General features: G+C 66.6%; 21 protein-coding genes and 3 pseudogenes. 10 read left to right on the forward strand and 14 right to left on the reverse strand.

Annotated features, from left to right (window positions below; translation table 11 throughout):
* Positions 1-19: 19 nt before the first annotated feature.
* Positions 20-319 (forward strand): annotated as a pseudogene (locus tag CDN38_RS20845) (IS1380 family transposase); the annotation flags it as partial.
* Positions 320-976: 657 nt separating this feature from the next.
* Here the strand turns inward: CDN38_RS20845 and CDN38_RS20850 are convergent.
* Positions 977-1,579, reverse strand: a complete 603-nt coding sequence (locus CDN38_RS20850) for a DUF4190 domain-containing protein (protein WP_142361304.1) — start codon at positions 1,577-1,579, stop codon at positions 977-979.
* A 536-nt stretch (positions 1,580-2,115) separates the two neighbouring features.
* On the opposite strand from CDN38_RS20850, the gene CDN38_RS20855 reads away from it, so the two are divergent.
* The 3 genes from CDN38_RS20855 to CDN38_RS20865 all read left to right on the forward strand — a co-directional run bounded on the left by CDN38_RS20855 (position 2,116) and on the right by CDN38_RS20865 (position 5,767).
* Positions 2,116-3,831: a DEAD/DEAH box helicase gene (locus CDN38_RS20855; protein ID WP_075513545.1), complete on the forward strand. Its 1,716-nt coding sequence runs from the start codon at positions 2,116-2,118 to the stop codon at positions 3,829-3,831.
* Entirely contained in the window at positions 3,828-4,967 is a 1,140-nt protein-coding gene (locus tag CDN38_RS20860) for an acyltransferase family protein (protein ID WP_075513546.1), read from the forward strand. The genes CDN38_RS20855 and CDN38_RS20860 overlap by 4 nt, the downstream gene beginning before the upstream one ends.
* Positions 4,968-5,050: 83 nt before the next feature.
* Positions 5,051-5,767, forward strand: coding sequence for a siderophore-interacting protein (locus CDN38_RS20865; protein WP_075513547.1), 717 nt, complete (start codon positions 5,051-5,053; stop codon positions 5,765-5,767).
* Between the two features lie 65 nt (positions 5,768-5,832).
* Here CDN38_RS20865 and CDN38_RS20870 read toward each other — a convergent pair whose 3' ends face one another.
* The 4 genes from CDN38_RS20870 to CDN38_RS20885 all read right to left on the reverse strand — a co-directional run bounded on the left by CDN38_RS20870 (position 5,833) and on the right by CDN38_RS20885 (position 11,677).
* Entirely contained in the window at positions 5,833-7,536 is a 1,704-nt protein-coding gene (locus CDN38_RS20870) for a PE family protein (RefSeq protein ID WP_075513548.1), read from the reverse strand.
* 716 nt (positions 7,537-8,252) lie between these two features.
* The gene (locus tag CDN38_RS20875; RefSeq protein ID WP_082277428.1) at positions 8,253-8,906 is read right to left on the reverse strand and encodes a TetR/AcrR family transcriptional regulator; all 654 of its coding nucleotides are present in this window, start codon (positions 8,904-8,906) and stop codon (positions 8,253-8,255) included.
* Complete coding sequence (locus CDN38_RS20880; protein ID WP_161951715.1) at positions 8,906-10,147, reverse strand: cytochrome P450; 1,242 nt, start codon at positions 10,145-10,147, stop codon at positions 8,906-8,908. Before CDN38_RS20880 ends, CDN38_RS20875 begins: the two co-directional genes overlap by 1 nt.
* A gap of 162 nt (positions 10,148-10,309) precedes the next feature.
* Positions 10,310-11,677 (reverse strand): FAD-binding oxidoreductase, encoded by a 1,368-nt coding sequence (locus CDN38_RS20885; protein WP_075513567.1) that lies wholly within the window; start codon positions 11,675-11,677, stop codon positions 10,310-10,312.
* Positions 11,678-11,808: 131 nt separating this feature from the next.
* Between CDN38_RS20885 and CDN38_RS30075 the strand changes: the two genes are divergently transcribed.
* On the forward strand, positions 11,809-12,357 hold the full coding sequence (locus CDN38_RS30075; RefSeq protein WP_075513550.1) for an SHOCT domain-containing protein: 549 nt from the start codon (positions 11,809-11,811) through the stop codon (positions 12,355-12,357).
* Between the two features lie 4 nt (positions 12,358-12,361).
* Here CDN38_RS30075 and tap read toward each other — a convergent pair whose 3' ends face one another.
* Positions 12,362-13,618: a multidrug efflux MFS transporter Tap gene (tap, locus tag CDN38_RS20895; protein ID WP_075513551.1), complete on the reverse strand. Its 1,257-nt coding sequence runs from the start codon at positions 13,616-13,618 to the stop codon at positions 12,362-12,364.
* A 59-nt stretch (positions 13,619-13,677) separates the two neighbouring features.
* Here tap and CDN38_RS20900 point away from each other — a divergent pair, with 59 nt between their 5' ends.
* Together CDN38_RS20900 and CDN38_RS20905 are read left to right on the forward strand one after the other, a co-directional pair.
* Entirely contained in the window at positions 13,678-14,505 is an 828-nt protein-coding gene (locus tag CDN38_RS20900) for a uracil-DNA glycosylase (RefSeq protein WP_075513552.1), read from the forward strand.
* Positions 14,506-14,507: 2 nt separating this feature from the next.
* Positions 14,508-15,635 carry an FAD-binding protein gene (locus tag CDN38_RS20905; RefSeq protein ID WP_075513553.1) on the forward strand — a complete coding sequence of 376 codons (1,128 nt, stop codon included), beginning with the start codon at positions 14,508-14,510 and terminating at the stop codon, positions 15,633-15,635.
* Positions 15,636-15,986: 351 nt separating this feature from the next.
* Here the strand turns inward: CDN38_RS20905 and CDN38_RS31110 are convergent, their stop codons facing one another.
* The 7 genes and pseudogenes from CDN38_RS31110 to CDN38_RS20935 form a co-directional block, all read right to left on the reverse strand.
* On the reverse strand, positions 15,987-17,072 hold the full coding sequence (locus CDN38_RS31110) for an EAL domain-containing protein (protein ID WP_233027099.1): 1,086 nt from the start codon (positions 17,070-17,072) through the stop codon (positions 15,987-15,989).
* Between the two features lie 63 nt (positions 17,073-17,135).
* Positions 17,136-17,399: pseudogene (locus CDN38_RS31115) on the reverse strand (diguanylate cyclase domain-containing protein); the annotation flags it as partial.
* A complete protein-coding gene (locus CDN38_RS31120) occupies positions 17,282-19,264 on the reverse strand; it encodes a GGDEF domain-containing protein (protein ID WP_306316099.1) in 1,983 nt (660 codons plus the stop codon). The gene CDN38_RS31120 and the pseudogene CDN38_RS31115, both read right to left, overlap by 118 nt.
* Positions 19,265-19,487: 223 nt before the next feature.
* A complete protein-coding gene (locus tag CDN38_RS20920; RefSeq protein ID WP_142361305.1) occupies positions 19,488-19,811 on the reverse strand; it encodes a hypothetical protein in 324 nt (107 codons plus the stop codon).
* A gap of 234 nt (positions 19,812-20,045) precedes the next feature.
* Positions 20,046-20,690, reverse strand: a complete 645-nt coding sequence (locus CDN38_RS20925) for a hypothetical protein (RefSeq protein ID WP_142361306.1) — start codon at positions 20,688-20,690, stop codon at positions 20,046-20,048.
* Between the two features lie 112 nt (positions 20,691-20,802).
* Positions 20,803-21,270 (reverse strand): nitroreductase family deazaflavin-dependent oxidoreductase, encoded by a 468-nt coding sequence (locus CDN38_RS20930; protein WP_075509229.1) that lies wholly within the window; start codon positions 21,268-21,270, stop codon positions 20,803-20,805.
* 9 nt (positions 21,271-21,279) lie between these two features.
* Positions 21,280-21,708, reverse strand: a complete 429-nt coding sequence (locus CDN38_RS20935) for an HIT family protein (RefSeq protein ID WP_075509228.1) — start codon at positions 21,706-21,708, stop codon at positions 21,280-21,282.
* Positions 21,709-21,817: 109 nt separating this feature from the next.
* Here CDN38_RS20935 and CDN38_RS20940 point away from each other — a divergent pair, with 109 nt between their 5' ends.
* The 3 genes from CDN38_RS20940 to abmR all read left to right on the forward strand — a co-directional run bounded on the left by CDN38_RS20940 (position 21,818) and on the right by abmR (position 25,252).
* The gene (locus CDN38_RS20940) at positions 21,818-23,206 is read left to right on the forward strand and encodes an amidase (protein WP_075509227.1); all 1,389 of its coding nucleotides are present in this window, start codon (positions 21,818-21,820) and stop codon (positions 23,204-23,206) included.
* Between the two features lie 20 nt (positions 23,207-23,226).
* A complete protein-coding gene (locus CDN38_RS20945; protein WP_075509232.1) occupies positions 23,227-24,369 on the forward strand; it encodes an adenylate/guanylate cyclase domain-containing protein in 1,143 nt (380 codons plus the stop codon).
* A gap of 298 nt (positions 24,370-24,667) precedes the next feature.
* On the forward strand, positions 24,668-25,252 hold the full coding sequence (gene abmR / locus CDN38_RS20950; RefSeq protein ID WP_075509231.1) for an ATP-binding transcription factor AbmR: 585 nt from the start codon (positions 24,668-24,670) through the stop codon (positions 25,250-25,252).
* A 26-nt stretch (positions 25,253-25,278) separates the two neighbouring features.
* Here abmR and CDN38_RS20955 read toward each other — a convergent pair.
* Positions 25,279-26,170, reverse strand: a pseudogene (locus tag CDN38_RS20955) (sensor domain-containing protein); the annotation flags it as partial.

Here is a 26,170-nt window from a genome sequence, read left to right on the forward strand (position 1 = left end):
AAGACGTCTTGGCCGACCTGAATTAATCGACGGCCATCTGGCCCGTGTCCCGTCCGGACGCTTCGGCACCAACTCCGCCTGGGTCCTGTGCGCGGTCATCGCCCGAACCTGTTGCGCGCCGCCGGAGTTCTCACCGGCGGCCGATACGGCAAGGCCCGCGAAAGCAACACTGCGCCGCCGCCACCTGGTCAACATCCCCGCCCAGCTCGCCGGACCGCAACGCAAAGCACAGCGGCAGCTGCGCGGTCACCGACGCTGGGAGCCAGTATGGCTTGTACTGTGGCACAACATAATCAGTCACACATCCACACTTGACTGACACCGCCCGACCGCGCGACCCGGAACCAACAGGAAAAGCCGGGCAGACCAGCGGAATCGACATACCGCAGCCCACTGAATCAAGATCAAACGATCAACAATTTCGCGCACGATCCATCGGTGGTTTGAGGTGAAGCCTGAATCACATATGCCACAGGCGTCACCGGCGGAGACAGGGTTGTCTTTATGCCCGGCTACTAGCGACAATCTCCGAAGCGAATGCGCGGCAGCACGATTTGTCGCTCGAAGCCGGGCAAAAAGACACACCCGACCTCGGGGGTGGTTGTGGTGACTGGTGGGACTGGTGACGCGCCGAAGGTCCGCGCGCCACGTGGAGATAGCCAACCTTGCCGCCGCCCCGTCGACACACGGGGCACACCCGGTATGTCCCTGGTCGAGCCCGCTGTTGGCCCGCGTGACTGCGTGCCGGAAATGATGCTGCAAGCCCACATGTTTCGTGTGTTTGTCGATCAGCTGACGGGCGGCAAACCCGCATGTCTCGCTCCGCGGTTAACCGTAGTTGTCAATCGTGAGCAAGGTCGTTGTACTTCCTGTCCGCGTCAGCGACGCGGTGTCGTGTCCGATGGGCCGACACAGAACACCATGTGCCAAAGTGACTACGCGAAAAGCATTGCATCGAGCCACAATCTGCGATTGCCTACTTGACCGGTGGCGGCATCGGCGCGTACTTCGACGCCTCGACGACCCTGAAGGTCGCCTTCCTCATCGTGTCGTACTTATCGCTGGTAACGAAACCGAACATGTCCTTGCGGGTGGCTTGACCCGGCGCAAGCGCCTCCACGAAAGCGGTGTCGGCTGCGATGCGATTTCCGTTGGCATCCAAGGCTTCAACGTCGACGCTGAAGGATGCGCTCTTATTGCTCTTGTTGCGAAGCGTCACAACCATCTTGCCGGGCTTGTACGGATCGTCATCGGTGACAAATCGACCGAACTGCACGTCGAGATCGTTCCGCAGAATATCTTCCGTGCTCTGGCCCGTTATGGCCTTCCGTGAATCGCCTCGGTCCTTGAAGGAGTTGGCGATGACAACAATCCAAAAGGTCCCCAGGATCAGTGCCAGCATGCAAAGGAGCGTGCCGGCAATGGCCATGGCTTTGCCCGCCCGGACTCCTTTGCTCGCCCTTACCACCGCGATGACGCCAAACGCAAGGCCCACAACGGCGAACGGGAAGGCCGCTATCCCGAGGCCGGGAACCAGCCCTAAACAAGAACCAAAGACGCCACACACAAGGGCAGTCACCGCCAAACCGTTGACTCTTTGTGGTTGCGGCGGGTGCTGCCAAGGACCGCGGGGGGGCAGTCCACCCGCTGCTCGGGCCTGTTGCCACTGTTGCGGTGGCGGTTGGCAAGACATGCAGACCCCGATCGGTGAAAGCATCGTTGCTTATGGACGGAAAGCTAAGCCGCCGTGCCTGCGGCACCAGTAGTGCCGGAAGTCCCTGACCAGAAGCTAAATGGCCCTTTCCGAGCAGCAGGGCCAAGACGCGGCGAAGCCAGGCTCCGTAGCAGGACACGAGAACTGACGGTCGGCGGCGCGAACAGCAAACGCTCGCCGCTCACGCCGACAGTGATCACTGTCAACGTGATTGTCTACTGGGCGGCCCGGGTGGCCGTGTTCCTGGCGAAAGTTCGTAAGGTGTCATCGATCGCCGAGGGGATCTGTGCAGACCCGAATCCGTCATCGAGATAACGAATCGCCGCGACCATTCCCCTTGGCAGCCGACCGGCCACGTGCCGTACGGCATAGCGGTGGATCCCGGCTAAACTCCGTGTGAAATGGTCACCCCGGACAACACGCCCGTCGCGTCTCCCGAAACCTTCGTCGACCTGCAGATCCATCCCTCGGTCCTGCGGGCGATCGCGGCTGTCGGCTACGAGTCGCCGACGGCCATCCAGGCCGCGACCATCCCGGCGCTGATGGCCGGCTCCGACGTGGTGGGGCTGGCGCAGACCGGCACCGGCAAGACCGCCGCGTTCGCGATCCCTATCCTGTCCAAAATCGACGTCACCAGCACGGCGACCCAGGCGCTGATTCTGGCGCCCACCCGGGAGCTGGCGCTGCAGGTCGCCGAGGCGTTCAGCCGCTACGGGGCGCATCTGCCCAAGCTCAACGTGCTGCCGATCTACGGCGGGTCGTCTTATGCCGTGCAGCTGGCCGGGCTGAGGCGCGGCGCGCAGATCATTGTCGGCACGCCCGGTCGAGTCATCGACCACCTGGAGCGCGGGACGCTGGACCTCTCCCGGGTGGACTACCTGGTGCTCGACGAGGCCGACGAGATGCTGGCCATGGGTTTCGCCGACGACGTCGAGCGCATCCTTTCTGACACCCCGGAATACAAACAGGTGGCCCTGTTTTCGGCGACCATGCCCCCGGCGATCCGCAAGATCACCACCAAGTACCTGCACGACCCCCTGGAAGTCACGTCCAAAGCGAAAACAGCCACCGCAGAGAACATTTCGCAGCGCTATATCCAGGTGGCCGGTCCGCGCAAGATGGACGCCCTCACCCGAGTCCTCGAGGTCGAGTCATTCGAGGCGATGATCGTCTTCGTCCGCACCAAGCAGGCGACCGAGGAGGTCGCCGAAAAGCTAAGGGCCCGAGGCTTTTCCGCGGCGGCCATCAACGGCGACATTCCGCAGCAGCAGCGCGAGCGAACGATCACGGCGCTGCGTGAAGGCGGCCCCAAGGGCATCGACATCCTGGTCGCCACCGACGTGGCGGCTCGCGGCCTCGACGTCGAACGCATATCGCATGTGCTCAACTACGACATCCCGCACGACACCGAGTCCTACGTGCACCGCATCGGGCGCACCGGCCGGGCCGGCCGTTCCGGAGCCGCGCTGTTGTTCGTCTCCCCGCGGGAACGCCACCTGCTCAAGGCGATCGAAAAAGCCACCCGGCAAACGATGACCGAGGCCGAGTTGCCCACCGTCGAGGACGTCAACGCCCAGCGGGTGGCTAACTTCTCCGATTCGATCACCGACGCGCTCGCAAAACCCGGAGTCGATCTGTTCCGCAAGCTGGTCGAGGACTACGAACGCGAGCATGATGTCCCGATGGCCGACATCGCCGCGGCCTTGGCGTTGCAGTCGCGAGACGGCGAGGCATTCCTGCTGGCACCCGAACCACCACCCGAGCGACGCGGCGAGACCAGGAAACCCGCAACTGACCAGCGTGCCGAAAGGCGAAGAAACGGCCCGCAGCTGAGCACGTACCGGATCTCGGTCGGCAAGCGCCACAAGATCGGTCCGGGCGCGATCGTCGGTGCGATTGCCAACGAAGGAGGGTTGCACCGCAGCGATTTCGGCCACATCAGCATTGGGGCGGACTTCTCGCTGGTGGAGCTGCCCGCCAAGCTGCCGCGCGCGACCCTCAAAAAGCTCGAAACCACCCGGATCTCGGGTGTGTTGATCGACCTGCGGCCGGAACGGCCAGCCGACAAGGCGCGCCGCTCCGACAGTGGCACGCCACGCCGGAAACGGGTCGAATGACCCTGTCCAAAGCCGAGGACGACCAAGGCGGACTCGAGCAGATCTCACACGTGGACCGCGTCGCGTCGCTGACCGGAATCCGGGCAGTCGCGGCCCTTTTGGTGGTCGGCACCCACGCGGCCTACACCACCGGCAAGTACACCCACGGCTATTGGGGCCTGGTGTCGTCCCGGATGGAGATCGGCGTGCCGATCTTCTTCGTGCTGTCCGGCTACCTGCTGTTCCGTCCCTGGGTGCGCTCCGCCGCCACCGACGGCCCGCCACCGTCGCTGAGCCGCTATGCCTGGCATCGGGTCCGGCGGATCATGCCGGCCTACGTCGTCGTCGTGCTGATCGCCTACGTGATCTATCACTTCCGCACCGCCGGACCCAACCCCGGGCACAGCTGGATGGGGCTGGTGCGCAACCTGACGCTGACCCAGATCTACACCGACGGCTATCTCGGTTCCTATCTGCATCAGGGGCTGACCCAGATGTGGAGCCTGGCGGTGGAGGCAGCCTTCTACGTGGCCCTGCCGTTCCTGGCCTACGTGCTCCTCGTGCTGGTCGGCCGGCGGCGCTGGCAGCCCAAGTTGATGGTCGGGGCGCTGGCGGGAATGGCGACCATCACACCTCTGTGGTTGGTCCTGATACACACCGTTGGCTGGTTTCCCGACGGTGCTCGCCTCTGGTTGCCCAGTTACCTGGCCTGGTTTCTCGGCGGCATGATGCTGACCGTCTTGCAGGCGATGGGAGTGCGCTGTTACGCGTTTGCCGCACTGCCGTTGGCCGTCATTTGCTATTTCATCGCCTCCACACCGATCGCCGGCGCGCCCACGACATCGCCGTCGGCGGTGACCGAAGCAGTGGTCAAGGCGTGCTTCTACGCCGTGATCGCAACGCTGGCGGTGGCACCGCTGGCCCTTGGCGATCAGGGCTGGTACTCGCGGCTGTTGGCCAGCCGACCAATGGTGTGGCTTGGTGAGATCTCCTACGAGATCTTCCTGGTCCACCTGGTGACCATGGAATTCGCCATGGTTCACGTGGTCCGCTACCGGGTATACACCGGATCGATGCTGAACCTGTTCATCGCGACGATGGTGGTGACCATCCCGGTGGCCTGGCTGCTGCACCGGTTTACCCGAGTCAAGACGTAGCTCCGGCACCGTCCGGTCGTTCAGCATTTTAGGTTACCCTGCCCTAAATTGATGCGAATGCGACGAAGGAACAACAACGACTCATGACCGAACACAAGGCATCACGGGGCTGGCAGGGTGCGGTGTTGAAGCTCATGCGCGCCGGGGACTACCGGCTGACGGTGACCGGCTGGCGCGAGATCAGCCCCCACTACCTGCGGTTGAGCTTCGACGACGGCGGAATGTTGGGTGAACATGCCGTGCATCCGACCATGTGGATCCGGATGTGGTTCTCCGATGGCGACAAGTCGCACCAGCGCGGTTACACGCTGGTCGACCCCGATCCGGCTGCGGGTGCATTCGACGTCGAGTTCGCCCTGCATGAGGGCATCGCGTCGGACTGGGCACGCAACGCGCAACCCGGCGACACCATCGAGGCGACGGTGCTGGGCAGCAAGTTCGCCATCCCAGATCCGCCACCCGGCGGCTACGTCATCGTCGGCGACACCGCGTCACTGCCGGCGATCAACTCCTTGCTCGAATCGATCGGCGACGCCCCCGCGCGAGTGTTTCTCGAGGCCGGCTACGACGAGGACAAATCGCTACCGGTCGCCCGCACCGACGACGTCACGTGGGTGGATCGCAAGGACGACGGCAACGCGCTGCTCGAGACGGTGCGCGGAGCGGCGTTCGACGCGGGCGATCACTTCGGCTGGGTTGCCAGCAGCACCCGCACCACCCGCTCGGTCGCAAAGGCGCTGCGTGAGGACTTCGGTATTCCGCGCAAATCCATTAAGGCACAAGCTTATTGGATGGCCTGACCGGCGAAGTGGCCGTAACGAAGCTGCGGATCACCTGCGCTAGCTAGGGCCGAAATCGCCCGCTATTACCCCGACTGGCCGGTATTGCCCGGCGCGCCGGCGGCGCCGTCGGCGCCGGTGTTGCCCGCGACACCGTCGATACCGTTGGCTTGGCCGCCTACGCCATGGGCTCCGCCGCTGCCACCGGCGCCGCCAGCTCCACCGGTGCCGCCGACTCCCGCGGTACCGCCTTCGCCGGAGCCGCCCGATTGGCCGAACAATCCGTGCCCGCCGCCCTTGCCGCCGTTGCCGCCATCGCCTCCGACACCGCCGATGCCGCCGGTGCCGCCAGCACCGCCGACGCCGCCATTGCCGCCGAAGTCACCGGTAAAGATTTGACTCGTATTCCCACCGCCGCCGCCGTTGCCGCCGGGTCCGCCCGCACCGCCGGCGCCGCCCATGCCGCCAGCGCCACCTAGACCACCCATGCCACCGTCGCCGACCAGCAGCCCACCCCGGCCGCCGGCGCCGCCGACACCGCCGGTGCCGCCGAGGCCGCCTTGCGCGCCGGCGCCGCCGGCACCGCCGGCGCCGCCGTTACCGCCGACTGTGAAAGGGGTTCCGCCGCCGCCCCCGTCGCCGCCGGCGCCCCCAGCAGCGCCAATACCGCCGGTGCCGCCGGTGCCGCCGTCACCGGACACACCCAGGGTCCCGCCGGCGGCCGTCCCGCCGCTGCCGCCGTCGCCGCCTGGGGCGCCGGCCCCGCCGGCACCTCCAGCACCGCCGTTGCCGCCGAAACTCGTGGTGTTGATCGACGTACCTGTGGCAGCGCCGCCGTTGCCGCCGTTTCCACCGGGTGCTCCGATGCCGCCGATGCCTCCATTACCGCCGTTTCCCGCGGTGATTGTCCCGCTGGAAAACTGCCCATTGCCCCCGTTGCCGCCGGTGCCCCCGGCGATCCGGGGAGTGCCGTCGGCGCCCGCGCCGCCGTCGGTCCCATCGCCGTTCGCGTTGCTGGGACCGTGAGCGCCGCTGGCCGCTATGCCTGCCTGATCGACGCCGGGGGCGACGCCGGTAGCCCCGGTCGCGCCGGCGCCGCCGTTGCCACCTGCACCGCCGGCGCCCCACAAGCCAGCGTTGCCTCCGGCACCACCGTATCCGCCGCTGCCTCCGGCGGTAAGGGCGTTGCCTCCGGCGCCGCCGGCGCCGCCGTTGCCGTACAGCAGCCCACCGGCTCCGCCGTGACCGCCCGGCTGGCCGGGCGCGCCGGTTCCTCCGATCCCACCGTTGCCAATCAGCCCGGCATCACCGCCGGCTCCCCCAGCTTGACCGGTCCCGCCGGCCGTTCCGTTGCCACCATTTCCATACAGCAGACCGCCGGCTCCACCGGCCTGGCCCGGTGCGGATCCGTTGGCGCCGTTGCCGATCAGCGGCCGCCCGAGCAGTGCCTGGGTCGGCGCGTTGACCAGGGCCAGCACGTCCTGCTCGATGGTCTGCAAGGGCGAAACATTGGCCGCCTCGGCACTTGCGTAGGAGCCTGCGGCTGCGCTCAAGGCCTGCACGAACTGGTTGTGAAACGCCGCCGCCTGGACGCTGAGCGTCTGATAGGCCTGGCCATGCAGGGAAAACAGCGACGCCACCGCCGCCGAGACTTCATCGGCACCCGCAGCCAACAGTGCTGTTGTCGGGGTTGCTGCCGCCGCATTTGTCGAACGCAGCGACGAACCGATACCTACGAGATCAGCTGCTGCCGCCGCCAGTGCTTCCGGGCTAGCCAACACGAACGACATCTTCGATCCCCTTTGAGCGAGTGGGGTTTGGCTACCGAGCCAGTACTCCACTGATCACCTTCGCCCGATTGGGGCCGCAGCGCCCTCGGCCTAAAGGTGGGTTTGAAGGATGAAATTTCCTCCCCTTATTGGAGGAGGACAACGCAGCCGTCAGCTCCGAGAAGGAAGGCAACGAGCCCGCGCCGCCAATCGATCGGATCCGGACCGACGGGTCATGTCAGGCCCCGATTGCGTGGCTAACCGCTTCACCCAACCTCGCCGGACCCGTCGTTGATGCTGGCCCGCCGTCGCCTCCTTTGAGGTCGGCCATACCCGAGCCCGCGCACCGCCGTCGCCCAGCACCGCCCGCCGGGCGCGCCGCTAGCGGTCAGCGGGCGCCCGAGCAGTATCTGGGTCGGGCGTTAAACAGGCTCAGCACGTCCTGCCCGATGCTGTGCTGCGGCAGCGCTCGCGGATTGCACGAACTGGTTGTGAAACGCTGCCGCTTCGACGCACCGCACTTAGCGCCTGATAGCCCCGGCAATGCCGGGAAACGGCTACGCGATTGGCGCCGACACTTCGTCGGTACCAGAGCCAGTATCGGTGCGGTAGGAGCAGCCTGAGTCTGAATCCGTGGATGAGCCGATGTTGGCCATTCGCCGCCGCCGGCATCTTGTCCGGCGCTGCCGTCACAAACGACATCGCTGGCCTACCACCTGGTCGGGGGACCCGGGAGGTCAAGGGATGCTACGCGAGCGGTACAGCCAGTTAGACGATTTCACTCGATCCTCGCGGCTTGTCGCGCGGTGACTATGGGAGGCCGATACCGGAGCCACGACCGGGACGACGAAGTCTTCGATCATTGCCCGCTCGTCGGCTTCGTCCTGTCCGGGGAACAGCAGTAGCGAGGTGATCACGCGGACCGCCCAACGGGCTCGGCGGTCGACGGCGGCGTGGTCACCGGAGCCTAGTGAATGCAGGAACGCTGCGGCCAGGGCGGTGATCACCTCAGACTGTCCGGCCAACTCGCCACCGATCGGCGGGCGGCTCGCAGCGAACCACGCCGCCAGTGCGGGGCTTTCGCGAACCATCCGCAACGTCGCGGTAATGCTCGCGACCAGCCGCTCGCGTGGATCGTCGACGTCGTGGATCTCCTGCATGATCTCGCGAGCGACCCGACGGGTCTCGCGGTGCACATACGCGGTTCGCAGCGCCTCGCGACTCTCGAAGTAGCGGTACAGCGTCGCGCGCGAACAGCCTGCCGCCCTGGCGATTTCATTCATCCCGATCGATGCCGGGTCATGCTGGGTGTAGAGCTGCGCGGCGGCGTCGAGGATGCGGTCCGCGGCTACCTCGGTGCGACGCTCGGCCAGCCAGTCGGTCCCGGCCATCAGGACTTCACTTCAAACGGCACCGACAGCGGACGCCGGACGTAACTGCCGCCGGACCACACGATGGCTGACTCATCGATCCCGAAGTCCGGACAGCGGGCCAGCAGCTCGGTCAGCGCGACGCGCGATTGCATACGTGCCGCGGCGGCGCCCAGGCAGTGGTGTGCGCCGTGACTGAAGGTCAAGATGTTGCGCGGGCACCGGGTCACGTCGAATTCGCCTGCGTCCGGCCCATATTGGCGCTCGTCACGATTGGCCGAGCCGTAGAGCAACAGCACCCGTCGCCCCGCGGGGATGGTGGTATCGCCGATCGTCACGTCATCGGTCACCGTGCGAGCCAGGCCCTGCACGGGCGACGTGAGCCGCAGTAGTTCCTCGACGGCGTCGGGTATGCGGTCGGGGTTGTCGGCTAGCAGCCGACGCTGGTCTGGACGCTCGTGCAGCAGCGGCATCGAGCCGCCGAGCATTCCGGTGACGGTGTCGTTGCCTCCGGTGACCATGGTGAACGTAAAGGCAAGTATCGAAAGCGTGCCGGCGATGTCGCCGTCTGCCCCGACCCCGGCGGCGACCAGGTGTGAAATCGTGTCGTCCCCGGGTTCGGTTCGGCGACGCTCGATCAATCCGGTGAAGTAGGCCATCATCGAGCCGACCGCATCGCCGACCGTTTCCAGTGCGCCGGCGATGCCGCCTTCGGCGGTGTTGGCCGCGACGATGGCTTGGGTCCAGCCGTCGAACTGGGCCCGATCCTCTTCGGGAACCCCGAGATAGTGCGCCACCACCATCGACGGCAGGGGTTTGAACAACTCGGCGGCAATGTCGCCGCCACCGGCGGCGCGCAACCTCTCGATGCGCTCGACGACGAACTCGCGCACCTTGGGCTCGACCGCCTCAACCTGGCGTGGGGTGAAACCGCGCGACACCAGCTTGCGAAACTCGGTGTGTACCGGCGGGTCCTGCATCACCATCGGCGGGTTGTCTTGCAGCCCAATCATTTCCAGCTCACCGTAGTTGACCGTCAAACCCTGGGCGGAGGAGAACGTCTGGTGGTCGCGGGCCGCTGCCCACACGTCGGCATGCCGGGACAGCACGTAGTAGTCATGGTCCGGACGCCCCGGCGGGACGACGTGGTGCACGGGGTCGTGGTCACGCAGGGCCCGGTACATCGGCCAGGGATTTGGCCAGGTTTCAGCGGTGGCGAGCAGAAAAACCGGCGGTGCATCGTGAGACATAATAGCTGTCATGTCTCATTGATACGACAGGTATCGGCCGTATGTCAACAGTGCCGCATCGAGTGTGCGTCCCGGGATTCCAAAGTGTATGTGGGGCGGGCACATCCGCGATCGGCCGCCCTGACGGCGCACTCGACGCCCTGAGCGCATACTCGACTCCGAAACTGCGACCGATCAGATCCCGCTGCCGGGGTTGAGGATGCCAAGCGGGTCCAATGCCTGCTTGATGCGCCGGTTGAGATCCATCGCGTCCGGCCCGAGGTAACCGGCCAGCCACGGCCGCTTCAGCCGGCCGACGCCGTGTTCGCCGGTAATAGTGCCGCCCAGCCCGACCGCCAGGTCCATGATCTCTCCGTACGCCACTCGGGCGCGCTCGGCCATTGCGACGTCTGCGGGGTCATAGACGAGCAGCGGATGGGTGTTGCCATCGCCGGCATGGGCGATCACCGAGATCATCAGCTCGCGTTCGTCGGCGATCCGGGCAATCCCGCTGACCAATGAGCCCAGCGCGGGCAAGGGCACCCCGACGTCTTCCAGCAACAGCGATCCCTTGGTCTCCACCGCCGGGATACAGAATCGGCGAGCGGCGACGAACGCCTCGCCCTCGTCCGGGTCGTCGGTCGAAAACACTTCTGTGGCACCATTCTCGGCGAAGACGCCGGCCATGACCGCGGCGTCTTCGGCGCCGGCGCCGCCGCGCTCGTCTGAGCCGGCGACCAGCATGGCCGCCGCGCCGCGATCCAAGTCCATCCGCATGGTGTCCTCGACGGCGTTGATGGCCACCGAATCCATGAACTCCAGCATTGACGGGCGAAGCCGCGCGGTGACGCCGAGCACCGCGTCGACGGCCGACTCCACCGAGGCAAAGCTGGCCACCACGATGCTCGATGAATGCTGCGCGGGCAGCAGCCGCAAGGTCACCTCGGTGATGACGCCCAGCGTGCCTTCGCTGCCGACGAACAGCTTGGTCAGCGAGAGCCCGGCCACATCTTTCAAGCGGGGTCCGCCCAACCGGACCGCGGTGCCGTCGGCCAGCACCACCTGCATGCCCAGCACATAGTCGGTGGTGACGCCGTACTTCACGCAGCACAAGCCACCGGCGTTGGTGGCGATGTTGCCGCCGATGCTGCAGATCTCGAACGACGACGGGTCCGGCGGATACCACAGGCCGTGTTCGGCGGCGGCCTGCTTCACCTCGGCATTGAACAGACCCGGCTGGCATACCGCGGTCCGGGTGACCGGGTCGATGCTGATGTCGCGCATCTTCTCCGTCGACAGCACGATTCCGTTGTCCAACGCGGTGGCCCCGCCCGACAATCCGGTGCCGGCTCCGCGGGTGACCACCGGTACCCGGTTGGCGGTGGCCCAACGCAGGATGGTCTGCACCTCGTCGGTGCGGCGCGGCCGGACCACGGCAAGCGGCTTGCCCGCCGACGGATCCAAAGCGCGATCGTGACGGTAGCCGTCGGTCACCGCGGGGTCGGTGACCACCATCCCGTCGGGCAGCGCGGCGATCAAGCTTGCCAGCGCCGGTGCGTTCAGGGCGTCGACGGCGTTCACCGAACCGATCCTACGGGCGGCCGCTGTACAGTGAAGCGGTCCTGGGACGGGTTCGGGCAGAGTTGGTGTCGGTTGTTTGGAGGAAGGAAACTCGCGTTCGCGCGGTTGCCGATGTGTTGAGCGCTGAGCAGTCGATCATCTCGATCACCATCGCCAACCCGAACCCGGTCAGTAACCCCGAGATTCGTTGGACGCTGCGGCTGCGGGTCATACCGGAAACCGAGCCGTCGTTCGAGGCAAACCTGACTGCGGTGTTCCCGGAGTCGACCAGGCCGCGGCCCGGAATGCGACTGGCGGTGATCTATGACCCGAAAGACCACAACCGAATCGAATTGGACCACCAGCGGGCGGCAGCAGCCGACGTGGGCTTGGATGCCGTCACCGCGGCGGCTCAACCCGACCTGGCCGACGCTCAGGTGATGGGGATGCCCCTTGGCGACATCATCCGCCAAGCCATGGCCGACCCGAACGCGTTGCGGGAAGAGATTATGCGCCGGGGCATGGAGATGCAGGACCAGGCGGTAAATGTGGTCTGGTCCAGCGCGCCACCGCAGAGTTCGGACCCGATCGACAGGTTGGAAAGATTGGCCGCGCTCAAAGAGCGCGGCATGCTCACCGACGCGGAATTCGAGCAGCAGAAGCGCCGCATCCTCGGCACCTGACCGGCTACACCGGCGAACTTTGCCGAGGCATTTCTTCGGGCGCACGGTCCAGTTCGCGCAGTGACGGGATCCGGATACACACCATCCCGGTCAGCAAAATCGGCAGCGCCAACGCCAAGAACGTCACGTTCAATCCGGCGGCATCGGTCAGCGGGCCGGCCAGCAGCAAACCCAGCGGGCCGGCGGCAAAGGCCAGCGACGTCATCACGCCAACCACTCGGCCGCGCAGGTAGTGCGGCGCCCGGGTTTGCATCACGTAGTTGTAGATGGGCTGGATCGGCCCGTAGACCAGGCCGATCAGGGTGCAGCACACCAGGATGACCGGCAACGGCGGCAGCAGCGCAATAACAGCCGTCGCGGCACCAAGGGTGAGCACCGCGGTCAGCATGATCGTGCGCCGGCTCACGTAGTTCGACACGGTCGCGTAGCCGAGCGCGCCAACCAATCCGCCGAGGCAGATCGCCATCAACACCGAGCCCAGCTGGGCGGGCTGCTGGCGATCGGCGAAGTACTTGGGGAACAGCACGCTTTCCATCGGCAGATAGAGCGCTGTGACGGACAGGTCGATCAGCGCCAGCGCACGCAATACCCGCAAACTCCACACGAAACGAAGTCCCTCGGCGACTCCGGAGACCAGCCCCTCGGGGCGGGTCGCGTGATGCGGCTTGCCGGTGCCCTCGAGCCGCAGGGCGGCAATGGCAAGCATGGACAAACCGAATGCCACCGAGGTGATCCACATCGTGTTGATGCCGCCGACCGTCGCGATCATGACACCGCCGATGCCCGGACCCACCACAAAGGCGAGGTTGAGGATGGCCTCGTAGGCGCTGTTGACCCGATCCAGCGACCACTCCGCACGGGCGGCGGCCTCGGGCAGCATGGACTGGCGGGCGGTGATCCCGGCCGGGTCGAAGGCGGCCGAACAGGCGCCCAGCGCCGCAAGCACGGTCACGTTGACGGCGCCGGTGCCCAACGCCCAGGCCACCAGCGGGACGCCGGCCACCGCCGTCCCGGATAGGGCGTCGGACACCATCGACACCCGGCGACGGCCGAAGTAGTCGACCGCGGTGCCGGCGATCAGCGTCGAGAACAGCAGCGGCAGCGTCGTCGCACCGGCCACTATCGAGGCCTGCCCCGCGCTGCCTTCGCGCTGCAACACCAGCCACGGGAACGCCACGATCGAGATACCGTCGCCCGCACACGCCATCAAGGTGGCGAACAGGATCAGAAACACCGGGCCGCGGCTGTTGTTCTTGTTCATGGGTATCGCGGCTGAATCTAACGCCATAGCCGTATCGGGGACCACTGAATTTCGGCGCCGTGCAGGATGTTGGTGTGCTCATGCATCCGAATACCGGCCAGGCGTTCGGGTCTCCGGTCGATCCGGGCACCGGCTGGCCGGGCGATCCGGCGACACCGCAGACCCCGGTGGCGGCCGATGCCGCGCAAGTCGTGCAACTGGCCGGTGCGGCACGCTCGATTCACGAACTCGATGCCCTGGTCAGCGTGTGCCGGGCCTGCCCCCGACTGGTGAGCTGGCGGGAACACGTCGCTGCCGTCAAACGCCGGGCCTTCGCCGATCAGCCGTATTGGGGACGGCCGGTGCCAGGCTGGGGGTCGGAGCGGCCCCGGCTGTTGATCGTCGGCCTGGCTCCGGCCGCCCACGGAGCCAACCGGACGGGGCGCATGTTCACCGGCGACCGGTCCGGAGATCAGCTGTATGCGGCGCTGCACCGCGCCGGCCTGGTGAACCAACCGACCAGCGTCGACGCCGCGGACGGCTTGCACGCCAACCAGATTCGGATCGTCGCGCCGGTGCGGTGCGCGCCGCCGGCCAACGCGCCTACCCCGGCCGAGCGGTTGGCCTGCTCGCCCTGGCTGGACACCGAATGGCGGCTGGTTTCCGAGGAGGTCCGGGTGATCGTCGCCCTGGGTGGGTTCGCCTGGCAGATCGCGCTGCGGATGTCTGGCGCGTTCGCCAAGCCCAAGCCGCGGTTCGGCCATGGTGTTGTGGCCGAGTTGGGGTCGGGACTGCGATTGCTCGGCTGCTACCACCCGAGCCAGCAGAACATGTTCACCGGTAAGTTGACACCGGAAATGCTCGACGACGTAATCCGCGACGCCAAGACTCTGGCAGGAATTGAGTAAGGGTGCGAACAGTTCTGGTTTCCGGTGCCAGCGTGGCCGGTATTGCGGTTGCGTATTGGCTTGAACGGCAAGGGTATTCGGTCACGGTGGTGGAACGCCACCCCGGGCTGCGGCCGGGCGGCCAGGCGATCGACGTCCGCGGTCCGGCGCTGACGGTGCTGGACCGCATGGGGCTGCTGGCCGCCGCGCAGGCGTGCAAGACAGGCATCCGCGGCGCCTCGGTCGTCGACCGCGACGGCAACGAGTTGTCCCGGGACACCGAATCGACACCGACCGGCGGTCCCATCGACAATCCCAATATCGAGCTGCTGCGCGACGATCTCATCGAATTGCTCTACGGCGCAACCCAACCGACGACCGAGTACCTCTTCGGCGACAGTATCACCGCGTTGGACGACGACGGCGCCTCGGTCGCGGCGAGCTTCGAGCGCGCCGATGCCCGCAGCTTCGACTTCGTGGTCGGCGCCGACGGATTGCATTCCAACGTGCGTCGGCTGGTGTTCGGTCCCGAGGAGCAATTCATCAAGAGGCTGGGCACTTTCGCGGCGATCTTCACCGTGCCCAACTTTTTGGAGCTCGACTATTGGCAGAAGTGGCATTACGGGGACGCCACCATGGCCGGGGTCTACAGCGCGCGGGGCAACACCGAGGCCCGCGCCGCGCTGGGATTCATGGACCCCGAACTGCGGATCGATTATCGCGACAAAGAGGCTCAATTCGCCGAGCTGGAACGGCGGATGGCCACCGACGGCTGGGTGCGCGCGCAGTTGCTGCACTACATGAAGTCGGCGCCGGATTTCTACTTCGACGAGATGTCGCAGATCGTGATGGAACGCTGGTCCAAAGGCAGGGTCGCGCTGGTCGGCGACGCGGCATACTGCTGTTCGCCGTTGTCCGGGCAAGGGACCAGTGTCGCCCTGCTGGGCGCCTATATCCTGGCCGGCGAGCTCGCGGCGGCCGGCACCGACTACCAGCGCGGCTTTGCCAACTACTACGCCGAATTCAGCGGTTACGTCGAGCGCAACCAATGGCTGGTCAGCGACAACATCCCCGGTGGCGAACCGATACCCCAGGAAGAGTTCGAACGCGTCGTGGATTCGATCACGCTCGAGGACTACCAACGGTGCTGACCCGGCCGCCAACCGGGGGCGAGCAGGGGCCGCTCGCCGGCTGATCGACAGCACGGCCACCCGTCGGCGTCCTGCGCCGCGCCGGACGTGTGATCGCTCACAGCGACAGGTTTCGCGGTCCAGGTCCCGACAGGTCGTCGTCGGCGCCGGTAAACTGTGCGATGACTGGTGGGTTGGGCCTGTCGGCCTTTCTTGTGGTGGTCAGTCGAGGCCGCGCTGCACCGCAAACCCATTGTCTCTTAATAAAGCTCAGCTTTGACCGTGTGTGGCAGGCCGTGATCGCCGGCGTTATCCAAGATGAACGTTCCCACGATGAACAAAGGAGCTCCTGTGAATGGTTGACCGCTACAACTACTGCGTCGTCTGGTCGCCTGGGCACGGCAAATACGCGGCCCACTGCAACGAGGTTCCGGTCGTGTCGTCATTGGCCGGCACGCCGCAGGAAGCTCTCGACCAGATCGTGCGACTGGTTGCCCACGGCGACGATGCCACGGACGGCCCGGTCACGAGCACGATCCCGGAGAGGCCCGCCGGCTCACGACGATCGCTGCATCGGCCACGGGTGGTACCTCGGTGGCGCACTCGCTGCTGAGCTGCCGCTGAGCCGACGAGAGCGGACGTCAAGCCGGATCCGGCACGTGACTGTTGATCCACTGCACCAGCATCATCCGCCGGCAGCGGCGGACTGTGCACGAAACCCTGGGTGATGGTGCAGCCGTAGCGCCGCAGCGCGCTCAAGGTCACCTCGTCTTCGACTCCTTCGGCGACCAGGTTCGCTCCCAAGCTGTGGGCCAGCGCCACGGTCGACCGCACGATCGCAACCGAACGCGGATCCTGGGCCAGTCGCGCCACGAACACCCGGTCGAGTTTGAGTTCGTCGACCGAGACGTCCTGCAAGCGTGCCAGCGACGACCATCCGGTGCCGTAATCGTCAAGCGAGATGCGAACGCCGAGGTGCTGCAACGTCGCAACGGTATTACGGGACCGCACCGAGTCGGCGAGGGTGCTTTCGGTGATCTCGATAATGAGAGCGTCGGCGGGTAGGCCGTGGGCCGTCAGCAACCCCTCGATCGTGCCCTCCAGATCCAGATCAAGCAGATTTGTCGTCGAAAGGTTAACGGCGACAGTCAAATTCATACCCTGCTCACGCCAGGACCGCAGCTGGGCGAGTGCGAGATCGAGGGTGCGGTTGGCCACCCTGCGCATCAGCCCGGCACGTTCGGCAGCGGGCAGGAACTCCTCGGGAAGCAGCATCCCCCGGCTGGGGTGCTGCCAGCGCAGCAGTGCCTCGACGCTGTGGACGCTACCGTCGTCGGCGTTGATCTTGGGCTGATAATGACAGGTCAGTTCGTTGCCGTTCAACAGCGCGGCGCGTAGCTCATCGACGAGGGCGGGATCGCTATCGCGATACAGCTCAAACGCCGAGTCGTAGCCCACGACTTTGCTTTTGGAGCTTTTGGCGTGCGGGATCGCCGTCTCGGCGCGGTTGAGCAGCTCCTGCGGATGGTCACAGTGGTCGGGGTAGAGCGCAATGGCGATGCGGGCATCGACCTGCAGGGTCACCGGATCCAGCTGGAACGGTTCACCGAAGGCATCGAGCAGCCGACCCGCCTGGGCGCGTGCGGCAATGAGATCCGCGCCTTCGCTCAGTAGGATCGCGAACTCGTTGTCACCGGTGCGCGCCAGCAGATCTTGCGGACGCACATACTGTGACAGGCGATTCGCGATGCGGCACAACAACTCCTCGGCCAAGTGACGACCGACCGAACCGGTGACCTCGTCGAACTCGTAGAGATGCAGCAACAGCAGGCTCGACGTCGTGGGGCTCTGGGCGCCAGGTCCGGCGCGTTGACCGACAGCGCGGTCAGGGCCGTCGCCAGCGAACGCCGATTGGGCAGCGCGGTCAACTCGTCGGTCATGGCGTGCTGGTGGGTTTCGGCCAGCACGCTGACGTCCCGGAAGGCCACCGAGAACCGCGCCGCGACCGCGATCAGGCTCAACGCGGCCAAAGTCCCCGCAATCCGCGAGTGCGGGCCCAGCACAATAACTCCCAGCGCCACGACGGTGCAGGCCACGGGCGCGGCGTACGAACCGAGCCCACGCTTCGGTGCGGGCCCCGCCGACGAATCGGGCGCCCAGCTGGCCATCGCCACCAGTAGCGACGATGCGGGCCACAGGGCATCGAACCAGGTGCCCACCCGGTACGAACCCGCGGCGGTTTGCAAGAGATACAGGGCGTCGGCGGCGGCGAACAGCGTGAACCCGGCGACCAGCAGAATCCAGCGAAACTCGTTGCGCAAGCCCAGGATCGGCAGCATGCCGACGGCAAGGGCCAGGAGGACCAGATCGCCCCACGGATACACCAGGCCCACCAGCACGGTGGCCGGTGCGCGGGCCGCCGCGGCATGAATGGGCCCGGCGGTCAGGGAGGCGGCAACCGCGGCGCCGGCCAATCCACAGATCAGGGAATCGAGGCGCACCCCAACCGGCACCCTCTTCAGCCGCGCCCGCATGAGCAACAGCAGCCCGGCGTAACCGAATGGATAGAACGCCAGGTAGAACGGATCCGCTAGGGACGGCGACTGACCGTCGCGCACGCACAGCCAGTAGACGACGTCACCCAACGCTGCGGATGCTTGTCCGGCCGCAATCAGCGACCAAGCCACCCGGCCGGCGGCAACGTGATAGGCGCGAGCGGCAATCACCGCAGCCGCCAGCAGGGTCAGCGCCGGATACCAGGATTCTGCGAAGACTCGGTGACCGCCATGCACGGTGAGCGCGGTGTAACCGGCGACGCCGATTGTCAGCAGCGCCAGGGCAATTCGGACGCCCACCGGCGGCCACCGAACTCCGCGGCGCGGCGGGCGGTCCCGTTGGGACGGTGTTGCCGCCGCGAAGCCCGCCAACCGCCGCAGCAGCGGTGCCGTCTTGCCCCGTGCAGGCTCTGAAGGGCGGTACGATTCCGCGGCGGTCGCGCGGGCAGGGGCGTTCTCAGGGGCGCTTTCCGGGGCGTTTCCCGGGCTGGCGTCGGCGTGCCATGCGAGCCCGTCGGGGAAGGGCACATCCGGCACGAAACTGCGGATCCGTTCGCCGCCTTCGCGTTTGGCGGCATACATGGCCAGGTCGGCATGCCGGAGAAGCTCGTCGACGGTACAGCTCGATCCCGCGGTGGCTACCGTGTACCCGATGCTGGGACGTACCGTGACCGGAACGCCGTCGATGACGATCGCCGAATCGAATGCGCCGAGTACTCGATGCGCCGCAGCTTGTGTTTCCTCGATGGAGCCTTCGATGAGCACCGCGAACTCGTCACCGCCCAGCCGGGCGATGGTCGCCGTTTCGTCCAGGGAAGCGGTCAGCAGGCCGGCGACCCGAACGAGCAGCTCGTCGCCGGCCGGGTGGCCCAGGGCGTCGTTGACCTGCTTGAAGTTGTCCAGGTCGAGGCATAACACCGCGATCGGTGTCGGGCGCTGATCCCGGCTGGCGATGGCTCGTTCCAATCGGCTGAGAAACCGGGTCCGATTGGCCAGACCGGTCAGGCTGTCGCGAAACGCCTCCTGCGCCACCTCAGCCAACAATGCCTGGTTCTCGACCAGGACGACGAGCTGGCGGGCAAGCACCGCAGCCACCAGTATGCCGAGCGCTGCGAACAGTGTGCTTCCCCCGGTTTCTCGGAGACTTCCGAACCAGGTTTGATCTTGAGAGCCTGGAGGAAGGAAGTGTGCAGTGGCAGCGAACAGGAAGTATCCGGCTGGTACAACCCCCGCCGCATCCAAGCTGGCCTCTGCGGGCTCTCACCCGACGAATATGAAGCTGCCTGGAAGGACAACCAGCAGCACCACCCCCAAGCGGCTACCCTCCCACTCGAGGGGGTCGGTCCCAAATAAAAAAAGTCTCCGGGAAACCGGGGGAGGTCCACAGCAACGGCCACCGCCGCACCTGGTCCATGAGGTGGCCCAGTCCGATCGCCGCGGCCAGCAGCAGCGGCAGGTACGGCAACCACAGCCGGACCCGGGACGTGACCTCCGCACCCGTCTCGCTCCTCTCGTCAGAAACGGCGGTCGGGGACTCCCTGACGCTGGCCAGCGCCGCCACCGCCACCAGGCCCAGGCCGGCCACTCGGGGCAGGTCGACCAGCTCGCCGGTGTGGTAGCTGCCGACCCCGGTCTGGAACACGATCACGATGTCGGCGCCGCCGATGACGGTGATCCCGCCGGCTAAGTGCCTGTTCGTAAATATTCATGCGGCCTGCTGGACGGGCGCTGGTGGGCTGGCGCGGAGGCGTCCCCATCTGGGCTGGTGCGGCGTACCCGATGTCGCTTGTTGGAGTTTACGAGCTACCGCGAGCCCCGCCTCACGCCCTCACATGACACGCAATCGTTATCACATCGCTATCATCTGCCACTACAGTCACACCCGTTTACGAACAGGCTCTAACAGGCTCAGGCTGGGCCGCCCGCTGGGCAGCGTTCGCGACAACACCAGAATCGCGACCGTCATGACGACGACGTCGGCGAGCACATGGGTGAAAATCACCGGCCGCGAGCTGCTCCCGTCGCGTACCACTTTGTTGAGGATGAATACCCACGCGGCCAGGAACAACGACGTCGCGACGATGACACCGTCGAGGATCAGCCGCCAAGGCACGCGACGAACGGAACCGGACAGCAGCACCAAGGACGCCGCGGCGCCAACGGGATACCACAGCAGGGCCATCTCAGCCGCCGTCAGGTGTGCGGCGTGATCGAGTTGCGGGCACCCGTCGGACAAAGCGCAGATGACCTCACCGACTGCCCACCCCGCCAGCGCCGTTGTCAGCGCCAGCCATCCCAAGCTGCGGCGCCCGGCCGCGCACCGGGCCGCATTGCCGGCACATGCCGCGGTGAAAAGCAACGACAACACCGGCACAAGCTGGTTGACCGGCCGAGCCGGGTAGGCGCCCGGCGCGCCCCCGATCGATATCGCGGCGGTCAGCGTCACCGCGGCGGCGTATCCGCCGCCGACGAGCCAATCAGCGCGCACCGGCCGTCCGAAGCGCCGCCGCGGAGTGGGCATGCCGCCTTTCATAGCCGCTCCAGTCGCTTCGCAACCCCATTGCCGGTGACAACTGGCAGCTTCACCGCGCGCTCTAGCGCAGGATAATCCGTTACGACCGGTCCGGGCTTGACTACGCCCCGGAGCTTTGCGGGCCCGGGGTCAACGCGAAGATCGGGATGGGCCGCGGCGTCCGGCGCTGGTAACCGGCGTAGCGATTCGCGTTGTTCTTGTTGACGAGCTGCCACATCCGGGAGTAGTCCGCGTCGTCGGGGATGACCCGGCGTGCGGTCACCGCCAATCGCCGTGGGCCTACGTTGATTTCGCACTGTGGGTGCTTGCGCAGGTTGTGGTACCAGCCGGGGTAGCGATCGGCGCCGCCGTTGGAGGCGACGATCAGATACGAGTCGCCGTCGCGTGCGTAGGTCAGCGACGTGGTGCGCGGCTGGCCGGTCTTGGCGCCAACGCTGTGCAGCAGCAGGCTCGGTGGAACACCCGGGATGCGGTGTCCGATGCGCCCATTGGTCTTCTGGTAGACGGTGTCGTGCAGTCGCAACAGCGGCGCGCCGACTAATCGTTCGAACAGCGTGAGATTGCTCATGGTCCAGTCTTACTGGCTCGCGTCGATCCGGGCCAACGCCTCGCGCAGGATTCGCCCGGTGGCCTCGCGGTCCGGGTCGCGGCGCAGCACCATCGCCTTGGCAAGCGCTAGCTTGTCGCCGTTACGGCGCGGTAGCACATGCAGGTGAATGTGGAACACCGTTTGGAAGGCGGCGCTGCCGTCGTTGATCGCGATGTTGGTCGCGTCGGCCAATTCCGTCGCGCGGGCGGCCTTGGCGATCCGCTGGCCGATCGTGACCATGTCGGCCAGCGTGTCCGGCGGGGTGTCGGTGATGTCCACGGTGTGTCGTTTGGGCAGCACCAGGGTGTGGCCGCGGCTGAACGGGCGGATGTCGAGGATGGCCAGATAGCCGTCGTCTTCGTAGATCGGAATGGCCGGGGCTTCACCGGCGACTATCGCACAGAACACGCAGGGCATAGGGCCCACGGTACTGCGGCGGGTGCCGACCCTTCCGCACGGACCACGTGGCCGGCGACGCTACGGGGAGCATCTGGAACCGCCCGATCCAGCGGGATACGCTGCCGCAGTGGACCCTAGCGATCTGGCCTTCGCCGGCGCGACTGAGCAGGCGCAAATGCTGGCCGACGGTGAGATCACCGCACCGGAGCTTCTCGAGGTCTATCTGGAACGCATCGAGCAGCTGGACAGCCAGCTGCGTGCCTACCGCGTGGTGCGCTACGACGGCGCGCGCGACGAGGCCGAGGTGGCCCAGCAACGCCTCGAGGCCGGCAAGCGACTGCCCCTCCTGGGGGTACCGATCGCGGTCAAAGACGACGTCGACGTCGCCGGCGAGGTGACGACCTACGGCAGCGGCGCGCACGGTCCGGCCGTCACCGCCGACTCCGAAGTGGTCCGGCGGCTGCGCGCGGCCGGTGCCGTGATCATCGGCAAGACCAATGTGCCCGAGCTGATGATGATGCCCTTCACCGAGTCGCTGACGTTCGGGGCTACCCGCAACCCGTGGAACCCTGATCGCACTCCGGGCGGCAGCAGCGGCGGCAGCGCCGCCGCGGTCGCCGCCGGCTTGGCCGCGGTGGCACTCGGGTCCGATGGCGGCGGGTCGATTCGCATCCCGTCCACCTGGTGTGGTCTGTTCGGGCTGAAACCGCAACGCGATCGGATCTCGTTGGAGCCGCACGACGACGCATGGCAGGGATTGAGCGTCAACGGCCCGATCACGCGTACGGTGCGCGACGCCGCGCTGCTGCTCGACGTGACGACCGCGGTGCCCGGCCCCGAAGGCGAATTCGTCGAGGCTACCGCGCGCGAGCCGGGACGACTGCGAATCGCCTTGAGCACCAAGGTCCCCACCCCTCTTCCGGTCCGGGTCGGCAAGGCGCAACTGGCAGCGGTCGACCAGGCGGGGGCATTGCTGCGCGATCTCGGCCACGACGTGATCATTCGCGACCCCGAGTATCCGGCCGCGCTGTACGCCAACTACCTGCCCCGCTATCTGCGCGGTATCAGCGACGACGCCGACGCGCAGGCTCACCCGGAACGTCTGGAAGCACGCACCCGGGCCATCGCGCGGATGGGTTCGTTCTTCTCCGACCGCCGGATGGCGGCGCTGCGCGCCGCGGAGGCCGCGTTGAGCAGCCGGATCCAGTCGATCTTCGACGACGTCGACGTCGTCGTCACCCCGGGTACGGCGGCCGGCCCGTCAAAGATCGGCGCCTATCAGCGCCGGGGCGCGGTGTCGACGCTGCTGCTGGTGGCTCAACGGGTGCCCTACCAACAGGTCTGGAATCTGACCGGCCAGCCCGCCGCCGTGGTGCCCTGGGACTTCGACGGCGACGGCATGCCGATGTCGGTGCAACTCGTCGGCCGGCCCTATGACGAGGCGACCCTGCTGTCGTTGTCAGCGCAGATCGAAGCCGCCCGGCCGTGGGCACACCGGCGACCGCCGGTGTCGTAACAGCGACACTGGAGGCCACCGTGGACCACGTGCCCGAGCCGGTCGACCGCGATATCGCCGATCTGCTCGACGGGCTCGACGGCACGGCACGCGCCGAGCGCGCGGAGCTGATCGAGTGGTTGCTCGAACAGGGCATCACCGCCGACGAGATCCGGTTGGCCAACCCGCCGCTGCTGCTGGCCACCCGGCGGCTGATCGGCGACGACGGCACCTACGTATCCGCCCGCGAGATCAGCGAGACCTACGGCATTGACCTCACCTTGCTGCAGCGGGTGCAGCGCGCCATCGGTTTGGCCAGAGTCGACGATCCGGACGCGGCGGTACATATGCGAGCCGACGGTGAAGCCGCCGCAACCGCGCAGCGGTTCGTGGAGCTGGGGCTCAATACCGATCAAATCGTCATGGTGGTGCGTGTTCTCGCCGAGGGCCTGTCACACGCCGCAGAGGTCATGCGCTATACCGCGCTGTCGGCGATTATGCGTCCGGGGGTCAGCGAGGTGCAGATCGCCCAGGCGTCGCAGGCGCTGGTGGGCCGGATGGTGCCGCTGCTCGGCCCGATGATCCAGGACATGCTGTTCATGCAGTTGCGGCACATGATGGAAACCGAGGCCGTCAATGCGGGTGAGCGAGCTGCCGGCAAGCCGTTGCCGGGCGCGCGCCAGGTCACCGTCGCCTTCGCCGACCTCGTCGGCTTCACCAAGCTCGGTGAGGTGGTGTCGGCCGAAGAGTTGGGGCTACTTGCCGGCCGGCTGGCGGAGCTGGCGCGTGACCTGACCGCTCCGCCGGTGCGGTTCATCAAGACGATCGGTGACGCGGTGATGTTCGTCTGCTCGGATCCGGTGCCGCTGCTGGACACGGTCCTGAAGTTGGTCGAGGTCGTCGACACCGATGCGGCGTTTCCCCGGCTGCGCGCCGGAGTTGCGTCCGGCATGGCGGTGAGCCGGGCCGGTGACTGGTTCGGCAGTCCGGTGAATGCGGCCAGCCGGGTCACCGGGCTGGCGCGGCCAGGCACGGTGCTGGTCGCCGATTCCGTCTGGGAGTCGGTGGGTGACGGCGCCGGGTTCGAGTGGTCATTCGCCGGCACCCGTCGTCTCAAGGGCATCAAGAATGAAGCCAAGTTGTTCCGGGTGCGGCGAGGCGACGACGACAGCCGGCGGCCCTGATTGGGCAGGCCGATCCGGAGGGCAAATCCACCGCGGATATGGGCAGGCCCGGAGCGACTCTCGGGGGCGTCTGGCTCCGTCTTATGCGGATCCTGCGCTGCCGGATCTCACCCCGTCTTCCGGCACTTGAGTTCGGTCGCTTCCGGGCCTGCTTCGCTACCAAAAATACAACTGGGCATTACCCGATAGCAATGGCCTTCCGGCCCGCCCACGGCTTGAGCAGCGTTCCGCGCGGCTTGGACGTTCACCGGAAGCGAACAGTATTCCATAATTGGTATTACGGTGTAATCATGTAATGATGAAAGCACACTCTATGCACGGGCACCGTTACGGGCGCCCCGGGGGCTGGCAGCAGGCCCAGCAACCCGACGCCAGCGATGCGCCCGAATGGTTCGCCGGACGTCTCCCCGACGACTGGTTCGACGGCGATCCCACGGTCATCGTGGACCGCGAGGAGATCACGGTGATCGGCAAGCTGACCGCACCGCAGGATTCCGGGCAGGAGCAGAGTCCGGCACGCGGGAAAGGACGAGCCTCGCGGTTCCGGGAGGAAACTCGTTCCGAGCGGATGCGGATCGCCGACGAGGCACAGGATCGCTACGGACGCAAGGTGTCCTGGGGCGTGGACGTCGTCTCCGACACCGGCACCGAGCGGATCCTGTTCACCCACATCGCGGTTCCGGTGATGACACGCCTGAGGCAACCCGAGCGCCAGGTGCTGGACACCTTGGTCGACGCCGGTGTCGCGCGGTCACGCGCCGACGCCCTCGCGTGGTCGGTCAGGCTGGTCGGTGAGCACACCGAGGAATGGCTGGCCAAGTTGCGCACCGCCATGGCTGCGGTGGACGACCTTCGCGCCCAGGGACCCGATCTGGGGAATTAGCCCAGGATTAGCCCAGGATTAGCCCCCTATTTGGCTTCCTTGTTGACCTTGGCGATGATCTGGTCGGCGATCTGGCCACCCTGGTCGGTGATCTGGTAACCGCAGGCGTTGACGTCGACGATCACGTTGTTCGCCACGCTCATCGCGCGCTGGCACTCCCAGCCGTCAGCGCCCTCCTGGGTGTCGATGACCGTGATCTTCGGCGGGCTGCCGACCACGTCGGCGAACGTCCACCGGTAGGTCTTGCCCTTGTTGGTGACGGTCACGGTCTTGCCCGCGCAGTTTTTCCATTTGCCCGCCGCAGACTGCAGAAACGAGCGAGCTTTGTCGGCGGACGGAAAGGCCACCACGGCCTGGTTGACCCAGTGGTCGTAGTTGTCGCCGGGTTCCGACGACACCAGACCGCTGATTCCAGTGTAGCCCGTGCCGGCGTAGACCGGATCTTGGCTGGTATACAGGGCCGCCTGGCAGTCGGGCAGGGACAGCGTCACCGGGGACGAGTCCATCGACGTGATGGGTTTGCCCGGTTGGATGTTCGATGCGCCCATTACGGAGTTGATTTCTGACGGGCTCAGCAACAGCGCGCTGAGCCGGTCCTCCGCGATCGGTTTCGGCGGCGGCGCTGGCTTGGGTCGGGTGACCAGCCAGATGCCTACTCCTCCGACGACGAGGACGAGCACGATAGCGACGGCGGCCACGATCGGCCACGGGTTGCGGTTCCGTGATACCGACGGCTGCTGCCCCTGGTTCCAGGCCGGTGGGCCGAGGGGTTGCCCCGGAGGCGGTGTGCCCGGTGGCGTACCGCCCCAGCCGCCACCTTGGTAGAACGCCGGGGTGGCGGTCGGCTGGCTGGCCGGCATCGGGCCGCTCGTCGGAGCCCACGAGGGGGCCGCTGGGGGAGCTGTCTCTTATACACAT

Source organism: Mycobacterium ostraviense (assembly GCF_002705925.1).
In the GTDB taxonomy this organism is placed as follows: domain Bacteria; phylum Actinomycetota; class Actinomycetes; order Mycobacteriales; family Mycobacteriaceae; genus Mycobacterium; species Mycobacterium ostraviense.

What these genes read in the sequence shown, in the direction of transcription:
- CDN38_RS20855 (WP_075513545.1), top strand. Translation starts at nt 2,116, where the DNA reads ATGGTCACCCCGGACAACACGCCCGTCGCGTCTCCCGAAACCTTCGTC.
- CDN38_RS20860 (WP_075513546.1), top strand. Translation starts at nt 3,828, where the DNA reads ATGACCCTGTCCAAAGCCGAGGACGACCAAGGCGGACTCGAGCAGATC.
- CDN38_RS20865 (WP_075513547.1), top strand. Translation starts at nt 5,051, where the DNA reads ATGACCGAACACAAGGCATCACGGGGCTGGCAGGGTGCGGTGTTGAAG.
- CDN38_RS20870 (WP_075513548.1), bottom strand. Translation starts at nt 7,536, where the DNA reads ATGTCGTTCGTGTTGGCTAGCCCGGAAGCACTGGCGGCGGCAGCAGCT.
- CDN38_RS20875 (WP_082277428.1), bottom strand. Translation starts at nt 8,906, where the DNA reads ATGGCCGGGACCGACTGGCTGGCCGAGCGTCGCACCGAGGTAGCCGCG.
- CDN38_RS20880 (WP_161951715.1), bottom strand. Translation starts at nt 10,147, where the DNA reads ATGACAGCTATTATGTCTCACGATGCACCGCCGGTTTTTCTGCTCGCC.
- tap (WP_075513551.1), bottom strand. Translation starts at nt 13,618, where the DNA reads ATGAACAAGAACAACAGCCGCGGCCCGGTGTTTCTGATCCTGTTCGCC.
- CDN38_RS20925 (WP_142361306.1), bottom strand. Translation starts at nt 20,690, where the DNA reads ATGCCCACTCCGCGGCGGCGCTTCGGACGGCCGGTGCGCGCTGATTGG.
- CDN38_RS20930 (WP_075509229.1), bottom strand. Translation starts at nt 21,270, where the DNA reads ATGAGCAATCTCACGCTGTTCGAACGATTAGTCGGCGCGCCGCTGTTG.
- CDN38_RS20935 (WP_075509228.1), bottom strand. Translation starts at nt 21,708, where the DNA reads ATGCCCTGCGTGTTCTGTGCGATAGTCGCCGGTGAAGCCCCGGCCATT.
- abmR (WP_075509231.1), top strand. Translation starts at nt 24,668, where the DNA reads ATGAAAGCACACTCTATGCACGGGCACCGTTACGGGCGCCCCGGGGGC.